The 13,613-nt window shown below is 62.1% G+C and carries 8 protein-coding genes, 1 tRNA gene and 1 pseudogene; 7 read left to right on the forward strand and 3 right to left on the reverse strand.

The window, feature by feature from the left end; all coding sequences use genetic code 11:
- Nucleotides 1–844: 844 nt before the first annotated feature.
- A tRNA-Asn gene (locus ACTJGZ_RS09395) sits at nucleotides 845–920 on the reverse strand.
- Nucleotides 921–1,048: 128 nt separating this feature from the next.
- On the opposite strand from ACTJGZ_RS09395, the gene ACTJGZ_RS09400 reads away from it, so the two are divergent.
- Nucleotides 1,049–1,756, forward strand: a complete 708-nt coding sequence (locus tag ACTJGZ_RS09400; protein WP_441662669.1) for a glutathione S-transferase N-terminal domain-containing protein — start codon at nucleotides 1,049–1,051, stop codon at nucleotides 1,754–1,756.
- 207 nt (nucleotides 1,757–1,963) lie between these two features.
- A complete protein-coding gene (locus ACTJGZ_RS09405) occupies nucleotides 1,964–2,476 on the forward strand; it encodes a DUF2501 domain-containing protein (RefSeq protein ID WP_441662670.1) in 513 nt (170 codons plus the stop codon).
- 150 nt (nucleotides 2,477–2,626) lie between these two features.
- Here the strand turns inward: ACTJGZ_RS09405 and ACTJGZ_RS09410 are convergent, their stop codons facing one another.
- Nucleotides 2,627–3,820, reverse strand: a complete 1,194-nt coding sequence (locus ACTJGZ_RS09410) for an MFS transporter (protein WP_441662671.1) — start codon at nucleotides 3,818–3,820, stop codon at nucleotides 2,627–2,629.
- Nucleotides 3,821–4,346: 526 nt separating this feature from the next.
- Nucleotides 4,347–4,937 (reverse strand): malonic semialdehyde reductase, encoded by a 591-nt coding sequence (locus ACTJGZ_RS09415; RefSeq protein ID WP_441662672.1) that lies wholly within the window; start codon nucleotides 4,935–4,937, stop codon nucleotides 4,347–4,349.
- A gap of 503 nt (nucleotides 4,938–5,440) precedes the next feature.
- Here ACTJGZ_RS09415 and scpB point away from each other — a divergent pair.
- The 5 genes and pseudogenes from scpB to infB form a co-directional block, all read left to right on the forward strand.
- A pseudogene (scpB, locus tag ACTJGZ_RS09420) lies at nucleotides 5,441–6,244 on the forward strand (SMC-Scp complex subunit ScpB); the annotation flags it as partial.
- A 35-nt stretch (nucleotides 6,245–6,279) separates the two neighbouring features.
- On the forward strand, nucleotides 6,280–8,142 hold the full coding sequence (locus tag ACTJGZ_RS09425) for a pseudouridine synthase (protein ID WP_441662673.1): 1,863 nt from the start codon (nucleotides 6,280–6,282) through the stop codon (nucleotides 8,140–8,142).
- A gap of 349 nt (nucleotides 8,143–8,491) precedes the next feature.
- A complete protein-coding gene (gene rimP, locus ACTJGZ_RS09430) occupies nucleotides 8,492–8,971 on the forward strand; it encodes a ribosome maturation factor RimP (protein WP_441662674.1) in 480 nt (159 codons plus the stop codon).
- Nucleotides 8,968–10,461, forward strand: a complete 1,494-nt coding sequence (gene nusA / locus ACTJGZ_RS09435) for a transcription termination factor NusA (protein WP_441662675.1) — start codon at nucleotides 8,968–8,970, stop codon at nucleotides 10,459–10,461. The genes rimP and nusA overlap by 4 nt, the downstream gene beginning before the upstream one ends.
- 62 nt (nucleotides 10,462–10,523) lie before the next feature.
- Nucleotides 10,524–13,607: a translation initiation factor IF-2 gene (infB, locus tag ACTJGZ_RS09440; protein ID WP_441662676.1), complete on the forward strand. Its 3,084-nt coding sequence runs from the start codon at nucleotides 10,524–10,526 to the stop codon at nucleotides 13,605–13,607.
- The last annotated feature ends 6 nt before the right edge of the window (nucleotides 13,608–13,613 follow it).

Genomic DNA, 13,613 nt, shown 5'->3' on the forward strand with positions numbered 1-13,613 from the left:
TCTGGCATCTGGCATCTGGCATCTGGCATCTGGCATCTGGCATCTGGCATCTGGCATCTGGCGCCCGGTTGTCTGCTGGCTTGAGATAAAAGCTGGGTGCGTTGCCGTGTCATTTATCGTTTGCACGCTGACGGCTGCCTGGTGCGTGGGCCGCGCTGGCTATGTGCCGGCAGGACGTGGCAGATTTGAAGCGATATGGTGCAGCAGCTTTTTTTTGCAAGTAAGGGGTGGGTTTTGTGCGCAGAGGCTATTCAATCAGGTGGCGGTTTGATGAATGTTGGGGCCGCGCTTGGCGGTAGGTAGTGCCGGGAGGATTTGAGTGCAGAGGCTGCAAGCAGGCTTCTGCGCTTTTAGGGATGAAATAAAAGTGCTCTAGCCTTAGGCTGCGGATGTGCGGATGTGCGGATGTGCGGATGTGCGGATGTGCGGATGTGCGGATGGTGGATGGTGGATGGTGGATGTGCGGATGGTGGATGGCGGCGCTTGTGACGGTCGGATTCGGGAGCGGCACCACTGCTAGGGCGGAGGGCCTGGGCTGACAAGCTTCAGGGGTGCTAGCAGTTAGGAATGCGAACGGCTAAAAGCAGCAATGACTAAGTGCGCCAAAGGGGTGCCTATGACTAGGGGCATCAAAGGCTAGGAGCAGTAGTGGCTAGTGGTGCAACGGCTGAAGGTGCAACGGCTGAAGGTGCAACGGCTGAAGGTGCAACGGCTGAAGGTACCGACGGAAGCGGTGAGTAGCGGCTGGAAGCGATAGGACTCAGCGTGCCCATGTTCCACTTGCGCGCCGCCAGTCAGGCAAAGAAAAAGCCCTTTGCAGTGGCTGCAAAGGGCTTTTCAAATTTGGCTCCCCGACCTGGGCTCGAACCAGGGACCTGCGGATTAACAGTCCGTCGCTCTACCGACTGAGCTATCGGGGAATTGAGAAAGAAATAATAGCATGCTTTTTTAATGAAAGGCAAGTCGCGTTCGCCCCAACAGTAGAAAAATCCTACCAGTGACATAATGGAAGCCCTTTATGCTGCAATGCAGCGAAACGTGGGCGACTATGTACCAGCTATATATTGCCAACAAAAATTATTCGTCCTGGTCCTTGCGGCCCTGGCTACTGATGCGCGAGCTGCGCATCCCGTTTGAGGAGCGTCAGGCGCCGTTCTCCGGGGTGCATAGCTATGATGCGTTCCGGGTGTTTTCGCCGACAGGGAAAGTGCCTTGTCTGGTAGATGACGACCTGGTGGTGTGGGATTCGATGGGGATCATCGAGTTTCTGGCCGAGCGCCATCCTGATGTGTGGCCGCATTCGCTGGAGGCGCGCACATGGGCGCGCTGCGCGGCGGCGGAAATGCATGCGGAGTTCGTGGCCATGAAAGAGGCATGCCCGTTCAATTGCGGCATCAAAGTGCGCCTTGGGCAGGCCAATGAAGAGCTGGAGCAGGATCTGGCGCGTATTACGGAATTGTGGTGCGAAGGCCTGGACCGGTTTGGCGGCCCATTTCTGGCGGGGCCACGTTTTGGCGCCGTCGATGCATGTTATGCGCCTCTGGCGTTTAGCTTGCAGACCTATGGATTGAGCTTGCGTTCCGCGCGTGCGGATGAATACGCGGCGCGTTTGCGAGCCTTGGCTTCCATGCGGATCTGGTATGTCGAGGCGCTTTCTGAAACGCTGCGTGAATCCGCGCATGAAGAGCGCGCCAGGCAGGCGGGTGAATGGTTGTCCGATCAGCGGGCCACGCGCACCATGCTGGCCCCAGGTTGATCGTGCGGCCTTGCGTGTATGGCGTGGTGCGGGCATGCAAAGCGCGCATGTCCGCGTAAGAGTTGTTCACACTTTTTGAATGCCCCTGGGGCGGGCCCGGCTTGGGCATGGGCTACGATAGGGACGCTGCTACGCGTCCTGGCACGCAGCGGATGTGGCTGGCGGTTCTGCCGGCCATACTGCCATCGCATTCAAGGAGAATTCCGCATGATCAAGTCATTCCGTCTGGCTGCAGGCTTGGCCGTTACCCTATTGTTCGCCGCTGGCGGCGCGCAGGCGCAATTGCTCGATAGTGTGAAGGGCGCCCTGGGCAGCTCTTCGTCCGGCTCTGCGCAGTCGGCACCGGCCGCTCCTTCCAGCGGCACGGGCTTGTCGGGCCTGGGAAATCTGGGGTCGGTCGGCAATCTGGCTGGCGGAGCCTCGGGGCTGGCGCTGCCGTCGCTCGCGGGCGCCGGTACGGATAATGTCGCGGGTCTGCTGCAGTTCTGCATCAAGAATAACTATCTGTCCGGCAACGCGGTGGAGAACGTCAAGGACAAGCTGCTGGGCTCCCTGGGCGGAGAAAAGAAGGCGGAAAGCAATCCGGGTTTCATGAGCGGTCTGCAAGGCAAGGTGCTGGGCAGCGATGGCAGCGTCGATTTGAGCGGCGGCGGCTTTAAAGAAGAGTTGACGCGCAAGGCTTGCGACCAGGTGCTGCAGCACGCGGGTTCGCTGATTTGATTTGAATGATGGCCGGGGGCTGGCTCTTGCGGGAGTTCGGCGCTCAGCGGCTGCAGTCAGAAACGGCATGACCTTTGGTCATGCCGTTTTGTTTGGCGGGGCCGAAGCTGGCCGGGGGAAGGCGGGGCGCCTGCCCGGATGCGCCGGTATTTAGCGGCGGCTGTTCAGGTGATTGGCCAGCATCAAAACCAGAACTGCGCCCACCAGCGGAAAGACCAGCAGGTTCAGGCTATCCCAGCCTGAGGTGCTGAGTAGCTGGCCTGAGGAAAAGGAGGCGATGGCGACCACGCCGAACATGATGAAATCATTGGCGGCCTGTACCTTGGCGCGTTCAGCGTGATTGTGGGTAGCGGTAATCATGTCGGTGGCGCCAATGAAGCTGAAGTTCCAGCCGACGCCGAGCAGAATCAAGGCCAGCCAGAAATGCGAAACGCTCAAGCCATTGAGTGCCGCTGCCGCAGAAGCGGCGATCAGAATCAGGCCAAGCGCAGCGATGCTGGTGCTGCCGAAGCGTTGAATCAATTTGCCGGTGAAGAAACTGGGCCCGAACATGGCCAGGATGTGCCATTGAATTCCCAGTGATGCGTCACGCAAGGAGTGATCGTGGCCGACCATGGCCATGGGGGCTGCTGTCATCAGGAAGCTCATCAGGCCATAGGAAGCGACGCCGGTGGCGATCGCCGTAATGAATGAAAGAGAACGCGCAATATCTTTCAGCGGCCGGGCCGTGGCGTCTTGTTCGTGCTGGGGCTGGGCGCTGGCTGCGGGCTGGCGCAGCAGTGCTAGCAGCGGCAGCGCCAGCAAGGCAAGAACGGATTGGCCGATGAAGCTCGCGGCGAAAGGGGTTTCCGGCCAGATGTCACGCGTCAGAATGACGATTTGCGGCCCGATGATAGCGGCGGCCAGGCCGCCCACCATGATCCACGAAATGGCCTTTGCCCGCAGCGAGCTATCCAGGCCGTCAGTAGCGGCGAAGCGATAGCTTTGCACGTAGGAACTGTAAAACCCGGCAATGACAGTGCCCAGGCAGAACAGCAGGAACCAGCCCGAAAGAATGGCGTAGGCGGCGACCAGCCCGCTGATGATGCCCATGCCCGCGCCCATCAGATAGGCGTTGCGCCGCCCGAGGCGGTGCATCAGGTAGGCGGCGGGCAGGGTGCCCAGGGCGAGCCCAGCCTGAAAGGTGCTGACGGGCAGGGTGGCCAGCGCGGGGTCGGTGGACAGGTTTTGCCCGACCAGGCCGCCCAGCGAGATGATGATGGCCGGGCTGGCGGCGCCTAGCGCCTGGGCGCCAGTCAGGATAGTGATGTTGCGTTGGCTGGTCGCGGAAGGTGTCGCTGGCATGGGATGGGGGCAAGGGGTGAGCGGGATCGGGGCTTATTGCTAAATCTTACATAGATTGATGGCGGCTTGCGAGTGCGGGCAGGAATGGGAAGCGGAAATGGGGGAAGCAGGAATGGGGAAGCAGGAATGGGGGAGCGGGAATGGGGGGGGGGGCGGGAATGGCAGGCATAGCCAGACGGCTGATATGCCAGATGCAGGAAGAGGCGCGGCAGGCGGGGGCTTGCTGGAGCGGCCGCAGGCATGGGGGGGTACTGGCTGCGGGAATAGCGCTTGGGGTGCGTTGGGGGCAGGCCGGTAAACCAATGGGCGGACCGGCGGACTGATTGGCTGGCGTGAAATACAACAGCGGAGCGCAGCAGCAGAGTGAAACAGCGGAGTGAAGCAGCGGAGTGAAGCAGCGGAGTGAAGCAGCGGAATACCGCAGCGAAATACCGCAGCGGTGTGCGGCTGAGGCATGCTGCGGCGAGCCTGCCGGGCAGATTCGCCGCAGCATGCCCCGCACCGTGCGGTGCGGGACAGCGGGAGCTTAGAGGATGCGGGCGGCGTCCTCGAAGGGCAGGCGGGGGCCGCGGGGGAAGCCGGCGCCAGGCGCGGCATAGCCCAGGTTGATGAGGAAGTTGCTCTTCCACTTGCCGTCCGGAAAGAATTCCGCGTCCAGCTTGGCGGCGTCAAAGCCGCTCATGGCACCAGCGTCCAGGCCCAGCGCGCGCGCCGCGATAATCAGATAGGCGCCTTGCAGCGAGCTATTGCGGAACGCCGTTGGATTGATCAGGCCGGGGTTGCTGACAAACAATCCGCGGGCATCGTAGCCGGGGAATTGCGTGGGCAACTGTTCATGAAACTCCGAATCCTGGGCGATGATGGCCGTGACGGGCGCGGCCAGGGTCTTCTCCAGATTGCCGACAGCCAGGGCGGGCGCCAGGCGTTGTTTGGCCTCCTGGCTGCGCACAAAGACATAGCGGCCAGGTTGCGCGTTGAAGGCGGTCGGCCCCCACTTCAGCAAATCATAGAGCTGGCGCAAGGTTTCGTCGGTGACGGCCTGGTCGGTGAATTGATGGATGCTGTGCGCATCGGTGAACAGCTGGGCGAGAGCGTCTTGCGAAAGGGGCGTGCTCATGAGGACATCCTGTCTCGGTCAGTGGTAAATGAATGCCGCCATATTGTATGCGCCAGCCCGTCTTGCGGAAGGGTGTTAGCTTATTGCTGAATCGACTGAATGCGTGCCGCGCGCAGACAGGAAGGCATCTACAACAGCTGATACAGGTGTATTAGCGGGAATACACACAGCATGAGGCATTGCCGTTATAATTCGCCCATAGAAAGCAGGGTTTCTGTATGCGCCGTATGCTGGCGGTTGCGCTCCAAAGGGGCGGCTGGCAACGTATCCATGCATCCTCCTGCTGTTTTCCGGGTGCCGCCCCTGCTCAGATCCAGCAGGGTTCCTGGTGGGCCCGGATCCCGGTAATGAAAAAATAGCAACTACCCCCGGCGTCCGTCATGGCGGCGCGGAAGTGGTCTGCTCCTGCCGATATAAAGTTTTGCGTCCAGGTTTGTGCCGTTCTTCCCCGTCTGGCGGGGAGGCTGTAGCGGTGCATGCGTTGCCTTACGCATTGGGATTTCATGAACGACGACGAGGCTGTAGTAGTGCTCGAAGCCGCGCTGTTATGCGCGGAGGCGCCTATGCCGCTTGCCGATTTGCGCAAGCTGTTCGGTGCGCCGTTGGTTGAAAATGCTCAGGTGCGGGCGTGGCTGGAAGGCCTGCAGAGCCGCTGGGACGGGCGCGGCCTGGTGTTGACAGAGTTGGCTTCGGGCTGGCGTTTTCAGTCCACACCTTCGATGCAGCCTTTTCTGGAACGCCTGAGCCCCGAGCGCTCGCCGCGTTATTCGCGGGCCGTGATGGAAACGCTGGCCATTATTGCGTGGCGCCAGCCCGTGACGCGCGGTGATATTGAAGATATTCGTGGCGTGACGGTATCCACGCAAATCATACGGGTGCTGGAAGACCGCGGCTGGATCGAGGTCGTCGGGCACCGGGAAGCGCCGGGCCGCCCGGCTTTGCTCGCCACGACACGCCAGTTTCTGGATGACCTGGGTCTGCGGGCGCTGGATGAATTGCCTGATTTGCGCGCGCTGGATGATGCCGATCTGGCGGCGGTAGGGCAGGGTTTGCTGGAAAGCACCCAGGCAGCCCAGGCGGTGGCCGGGCAGCAATTGCCGGAAATCGCGCAGGCCGCCATGGTGGCCGGGACTGCGGCTCAGCAAGAGGGTGCGGACGGCGGGGCGGCGGATCAGCCAGTGCCGGGTGCTCCTGGCAATGATGCGCTGACGCCGCCTGACATTGAAATGCATGAGGCATCCGTTGCGACGGATGCGGCCGGGGAGGATGCTGCTGCAACCGCAGGGCAGGCCGCCAAGGCAGACAATAAACAAGATAATTGAAAGATGGAGTTTGGGTCGATATGGACAATGACTTGCAGCAGGACAGCGTAACCGCTGAAACCGGGGCAGGCGAAGCGCAGGATGGCGCGGCGCGCACCCGGGGGCGAAAATTGCGTACGCCGTTCCGTCGTCGCCGTACTGAGAAGGGAGCGGTGACGCAGGCGGGCGACGCAGCAGAGGCGTCCGGCAGCGAAGGCGGTGCCTTGTCCCAGGACGGCGCGGCAGCAGCGCCGCAGGAAGGCGCTGCACCGGCAGCCCGGCGTCAGCCGCGTGCGCGCAGCGCCGGCAAGACGGGAGCTCCCAGGGGGGCAACGAATAAAGCGGCAGCGACTCAGGGGGCAGCGCCTAAGGGGACTGCAACTAAGGGCGCGGCAGCCAAAGGGGCTGCATCCCGGGCGGGTGCAGACGGCCATGGCGTTGTAGCGGGTACCGAAAAGGAAGCCCAGGAAGCGCTGGCGTATCTGGAAAGTACCGAGCAAACCGTGCAGCGGCTGGGCAAATTCATGTCCAGCGATGCGGTCATGCCCAAGCTGCACAAGGTTCTGGCTGATGCCGGTATCGGTTCGCGCCGCGACATGGAAGAGTTGATCGTGGCGGGCCGCGTGTCGGTCAATGGCGAACCTGCCCATATTGGTCAGCGGGTGAAGCCCGATGATCTGGTCCGGGTCAATGGCAAGCCGATTACCCGTCCGAACGCCAAGAAGCCGCCGCGCGTCATTCTGTACCATAAGCCCGCGGGCGAGATCGTCAGCCATGATGATCCGGCGGGCCGCGCCAATGTCTTTGCCCGTTTGCCCAAGATGAAGGTTGGCAAATGGCTGTCGGTCGGCCGGCTGGATTTGAACACCGAGGGCCTGCTGATCCTGACGACGTCGGGCGATATGGCCAACCGGCTGATGCACCCCCGCTATGGCGCCGAGCGCGAGTATGCGGTGCGGGTGCTGGGTGAGCTGGGTGATGAGCAGCGTCAGGCGCTGCTGGATGGCGTGGAGCTGGAAGACGGGCGCGCTGCCTTCAATAGCCTGGAATTCCTGGGTGGTGAGGGGAGTAACCGCTGGTATCGGGTGACCTTGAATGAAGGCCGGAATCGTGAGGTGCGGCGCATGTTTGAGCAGGCTGGCGTGACCGTCAGCCGGCTGATCCGCACGCGATTCGGCGATGTGGTGCTGCCGCGCAATCTGAAGCGCGGCCGCTGGGAGGAGCTGGATGCTCAGGTTGTGACTGCCTTGCTGGTCAGCATGGGCCTGTTGCGCGATGAGGAAAGCACGGGCAAGGGGCGCCGTCCCGCCCAGCCGCTGTCGCATGACAGCGCCTTGCCGCCGGGCTTTGGCACGATGGACCGCAATGGGATGAGCGGCGCTCGCATCGGCAAGCGCGGTAAGTTGCAAGGCGGCCGCAAGGATGGGGCGACACTGGATCCGTTCACGTCCGGCCTGATGATTTCCGGCGGTTATGCCAACGGGCACCCGTTGGCAGGCCAGTCGCAGTCGCAGGGCCAGGGGCATGCCAAGCCCAAGGGCGGCCCGGGCAGCCGGGCGGGCAAGCCGGGCACGCGTGGCGGCAAGGCTGCGCAAGGGCAGGCTCAGGGGCGCGCGCCGCGTGCCGAGCGCGAAGGCGATGCCGCCGGGCAAGGGCAACAGCCCCGCCGCCGGAGCGCTCAGGGCGGCGGACAAAACGCCGGGCAAAATGCTGGCCAAAACGCTAGGTCCGGCAATAAGCCGGCAGCTGGGGCCGCGCCGCGTCAGCAAAAGACAGCCAAGCCGCAATCGCAGAACCGCAAGCCGCAAGGGCGAGCGCGCGATAAGGGGGATGACTGGCAGCCCAAGGGCGCGGCCGCACATGAGTCGCGTCTGGGGGTTTTGTCCGGGCGTGAGGGACGCTGAGCGCTGAGTGGATATCCTGCGCCGTTCACGCGGCGCGGGGTGGCGGGTATTTGTGGTTTTGGTACATCGAACGCGTACTTTAGGCGTTCTATGACGATTTCTGCTAAAATCCACTGTTTTCATGGTCTTGTCGGATTTTGTCTGCGCGATGAACTGAGAGGTTTGTCAGTGCGGCAGTCTGCAAGTGCCATGCGCAGGAGCAGCGCCGGATTTTCGGCGCGCATCCGGCCTTCAGGCTGGCGCGCCGCTGCCGGCTCCAGGTATTCCTGGCATGCTCTCAACGGCAATGATGGCGTCTGGTTCAGGCGCAACATATGGGCTGGGCGATCACAGCCCATTTTTTTTGAATATGGCAGATTTATACGCAATAACGGAAGCTGCCCTGGCGGGCATGGGCGTCGAATTGGTTGACGTCGAACGGGCCGCCCAGGGGTTGCTGCGAGTAACTATTGACCGCGAAAGCGGTGTGACCCTGGAAGACTGCGAACAGGTTTCCAGGCAGCTTTCGCGTGTCTTCGAAGTTGAAAATATCGACTATCAGCGGCTGGAAGTCAGTTCGCCTGGCGTGGATCGGCCGTTGCGCCGTGAGGCGGATTTTGTCCGTTTCGCTGGTGAGCGGGTAGAGATCAAACTGCGCGAACCGCTGGAGAGCCGCAAGGTGTTTTCCGGCGTGTTGCGGGTGGCCGAAGCCGAGGGCGGGGACGCCGCCGGGTTTGAGCTGGAATTTGAGGCAAAGAAGGGCGAGGTTCAGGTCTTGAAGTTCGTGTTCGACGATATCGAGCGCGCCAAGCTGGATCCGCTTCTGAATTTCAAGGGCAAAAAGCGATGAGTCGCGAAATTCTTTTGTTGGTCGATGCGCTGGCGCGTGAAAAGAACGTGGCCCGTGAAGTGGTCTTCGAGGCTGTCGAAGGCGCCTTGGCTTCAGCCATGAAGAAGCGCTTCAAGGATGATGCGGACATTCGCGTCTCCATTGACCGCATGACGGGTGAACACGAGGGCTTCCGCCGCTGGCTGGTCGTGCCTGATGAGGCCGGCCTGCAGGCGCCGGATCGCGAAGAATTGCTGTCGGACGCGGAAGAAGCCGTGCCCGGCATCGAGGTCGGCGAATACATCGAAGAGCCGCTGGAGCCAGTGGAATTCGGTCGTATCGGCGCGCAAGCGGCGAAACAGGCTATTTTGCAGAAAATTCGTGACGCTGAGCGTGAGCAGGTGCTCAATGATTTTCTTGAGCGCGGCGAAAACATCGTGTCGGGTGCCGTCAAGCGCATGGACAAGGGCGATAGCATCATCGACCTGGGCCGTATCGAAGCGCGTCTGCCGCGCTCCGAAATGATCCCCAAGGAAAACCTGCGCATTGGCGACCGGGTGCGTGCCTACGTGAAGATGGTTGACCACGCTGCGCGCGGCCAACAGGTCATCCTGTCGCGGACGTCGCCCGAATTCATCAAGCAGCTGTTCGAAAACGAAGTTCCCGAGATTGAACAAGGCCTGCTGGAAATCAAGGCTGCGGCGCGTGACGCCGGCATGCGTGCCAAGATCGCTGTCGTGGCTTATGACAAGCGTATCGACCCTATCGGCACTTGCGTGGGCATGCGCGGTTCGCGTGTGACGGCCGTGCGTAACGAACTGGGCGGCGAACAGGTGGATATCGTGCTGTGGTCGGAAGACCCTGCGCAATTCGTCATCGGCGCGCTGGCGCCGGCCAACGTCGAATCCATTGTGGTCGATGAAGACCGCCATGCGATGGATGTGGTGGTGGACGAAGAAAACCTGCCCAAGGCGATTGGCGCCAAAGGCCAGAACGTGCGCCTGGCGTCCGAGCTGACCGGCTGGCAGATCAATATCATGACGCCGCAGGAAAGCCAGGATCGCGCCGAAAGCGAGCGGGAAGCATGGCGTGCCATTTTCATGGGCAAGCTGGATGTGGACGAGGAAATCGCCAATATCCTGATCGACGAAGGTTTCACTGGCCTCGAGGAAGTGGCGTATGTGCCCATCCACGAGCTGCTGGAAATCGAAGCCTTTGACGAAGACACCGTCAACGAATTGCGTGCTCGCGCCCGCAATGCGCTGCAAGAAGAGGCCGAACGCAATGCCAGCCTGGAGCCGGATCTGTCGCTCGATACGCTGGAAGGCGTGACGCCGGAGTTGCTGGCCGTCCTGGAAACGCATGGCGTCAAGGACCGCGATGACCTCGCGGAATTGGCGACAGACGAATTGGCTGAACTGGCCGGCATTGATGCCGATGCTGCCAGTGAGCTGATTATGCGCGCCCGGGCCCATTGGTTCGATGACGAGGGCGAAACGTCCGCTGAGTGACGCGTGTCCGCTGTTATGAACCATAGATAGAATCAGAAGTCATCAGGTTGAGAGAGAGCCGAATGTCGAGTAATACCGTCGCCCAGTTCGCTAGTGAGCTGAAAATATCTGCAACTGTGCTGCTGGAGCAGTTCAGGGGAGCAGGTGTTGACCTCAAGTCGGTAGACGATGCCGTCACTGATAGCGATAAGGCGAAGCGGTCGGATTGGCTGCGCCGCAAGGATGGATCTGCGGATGGTGGGCGGAAAATTACGCTGACCCGCAGGCAAACGTCCGAAATCCGCCAGGCGGATGCCAGCGGACGCTCGCGCACGATTTCCGTCGAAGTCCGCAAGAAGCGAGTGTTCGTGAAGCGTGACACGCTGGATGTCGCGGCTCCCTCCACCGAGGCTGCAGCGCCTGCCGAGGCTCAAGCCGTCATGCCGCCCGAAGCGGCGGTGCCGGTTGCAGCGCCTGTGCAGGCACCGGCGCTGGTACAGGCCGCACCTGCCACCGAACCGGCGGCTGCGCCTGCGCCCAAGGCCGAGCCTGAAGTCCAGGCTCCGGCTGCGCCCGCCGTCGAAGAAACCGCACCGGCTGCACCTGAGGCAGCCGAAGCCGTCAAGCAACCCGAGGCCCCGGCAAAATCCGCCGAGCCGGTGGTTGAAAGTGCCGCTGCCAAGCCCGCAGCGGTAGTGCCAGAAGAGAAACAGGAACCGGAAGCTCCTTTGAATAAGATTGTTGCGCCGTCCGTCGCAGATCGTGGCGACTCCTCGTCGTCCAGGCAGGATCAAGAAGCCGGTCGCGTTGCCGCGGCCCAGGCTCGTCCAGAGAACAAGAAACCGGCTGCAGCGCAACCCGCTGCGGCTGGCCGTCCCGCCGCCACTGCGGCTGGCGCACAGGCAGGTGCCCGCAAACCGGCGCTCAGCCCGCTGCGCAATTTGCGCCGTGGTGAAGCGCCCGCCGCCGCACCGCGTGCAGCGGCTGCTGCTGGCGCGGAAAACGATGGCGCCAATTCGGATCGTGAAGCAGCACGCCGCCGCGCCGAGGCAGAAGCCGCCGCGTTGCGTGAAATGCTGAACCGCCCGCGCAAGGTCCTGCGCGCGCCGGAACCCGAAACCAAGCCGGCCACTACGCTGCATAAGCCTGCGGCTGGCAAGGGCAAGGAAAAGGAAAAGGGCGCCAAGGAAGAAGTCGGCGGCAAGAAGGTCGTCAAGGCAGCCGAGCTGTCTTCGTCCTGGTCTGATGACAGCGCGCGCAAAAAACCGGCTGACAAGGCTGCACCTGGTGCGGCCCGTGAAGGCTGGCGCGCAGGCGGCAAGGCAGGCAAGGGCGGCAAGGGTGGCAAGGGCGGCCGTCGCGGTCAAGGTGACCGCAACGCTGCGCAGCAACCGGCGCAGGCAGAATTCATTTCGCGTGAAGTCCATGTCCCCGAAACCATTACGGTGGCAGATCTCGCGCACAAGATGGCGGTCAAGGCTGCCGAGGTCATCAAGCAATTGATGAAGCTCGGCCAGATGGTCACTATCAACCAGGTGCTGGATCAGGAAACGGCCATGATCGTGGTCGAAGAACTGGGCCACAAGGCTATAGCCGCCAAGCTGGATGATCCGGAAGCCTTCCTGATTGACCAGGAAACCGATCAGTCCGAAGTGGTGGAACTGTCGCGCGCGCCGGTCGTGACCGTCATGGGCCACGTTGACCACGGCAAGACCTCGCTGCTGGATTACATCCGCCGCAGCAAGGTTGCCACGGGCGAAGCCGGCGGCATTACCCAGCACATCGGCGCCTACAGCGTCGATACGGCTCGCGGCATGGTTACCTTCCTGGATACCCCGGGCCACGAAGCCTTTACGGCCATGCGTGCGCGTGGTGCCAAGGCAACCGATATCGTGATTCTGGTGGTGGCGGCGGATGACGGCGTGATGCCGCAAACGCGTGAAGCCATTCACCACGCCAAGGCGGCGGGCGTGCCCATCGTTGTGGCGATCAATAAGGTGGATAAGCCCGAAGCCAACCCGGACCGCGTCAAGCAGGAACTGGTGGCGGAAGAGGTTGTGCCGGAAGAATACGGCGGCGATATTCCCTTCGTGCCTGTGTCTGCCAAGACTGGCCAGGGTATCGACGACCTGCTGGAAAACGTGTTGCTGCAGGCTGAAATGCTGGAACTCAAGGCGCCGGTGGAAGCCCCGGCCAAGGGTCTGGTCATCGAAGCCCGCCTGGACAAGGGCCGCGGCGCGGTTGCGACCATTCTGGTGCTGAGCGGCACGCTGCATCGCGGCGACGCCGTGCTGGCAGGCGCTAGCTATGGCCGGGTGCGCGCCATGCTGGACGATACCGGCAAGCCGACCAACTCGGCCGGCCCCGCCATTCCGGTGGAAATCCAGGGCCTGACCGAAGTGCCGGCAGCCGGTGACGAACTGATGGTGCTGAATGACGAGCGCAAGGCGCGCGAAATCGCGCTCTTCCGTCAAGGCAAGTTCCGTGATGTCAAACTGGCCCGTCAGCAGGCAGCGAAGCTGGAGTCCATGTTCGACAACATGCGCGAAGGCACGCAGACGCTGTCCCTGATCATCAAGACCGATGTGCAGGGCTCGCAGGAAGCGCTGGCCCAGTCGCTGCTCAAGCTGGCAACGGACGAAGTCCGCGTCCAGGTGGTGCACGCAGGCGTGGGCGGTATCAGCGAAAGCGATATCAACCTGGCAATCGCTTCCGGCGCAGTGGTCATCGGCTTCAATGTCCGTGCGGACCAGAGCGCCAAGAAGCTGGCCGAGAGCAACGATGTCGATGTGCGCTACTACAACATCATTTACGATGCGGTAGACGAGGTGAAGGCAGCCATGTCCGGCATGCTGGCCCCGGAAAAGCGCGAAGAGGTCATCGGCCTGGTCGAGATCCGCGAAATCTTCAGCGTCTCGCGCGTGGGGAATATCGCAGGTTGTATGGTGCTGGAAGGTATCGTGCGCCGCGACTCGCAGGTCCGCCTGCTGCGTCGCAACGTGGTGCAATGGACCGGCCAGTTGGATTCGCTGCGCCGCTTCAAGGACGACGTCAAGGAAGTCAAGTCTGGCTTCGATTGCGGCCTGACGCTGCGCGGTTATAACGATATTGAAGTGGGCGACCAGCTCGAAGTCTTCGAGATCAAGGAAATTGCCCGGACGCTGTAAGAACGA

This window comes from Kerstersia sp., from assembly GCF_052103615.1.
In the GTDB taxonomy this organism is placed as follows: Bacteria; Pseudomonadota; Gammaproteobacteria; order Burkholderiales; family Burkholderiaceae_B; genus Kerstersia.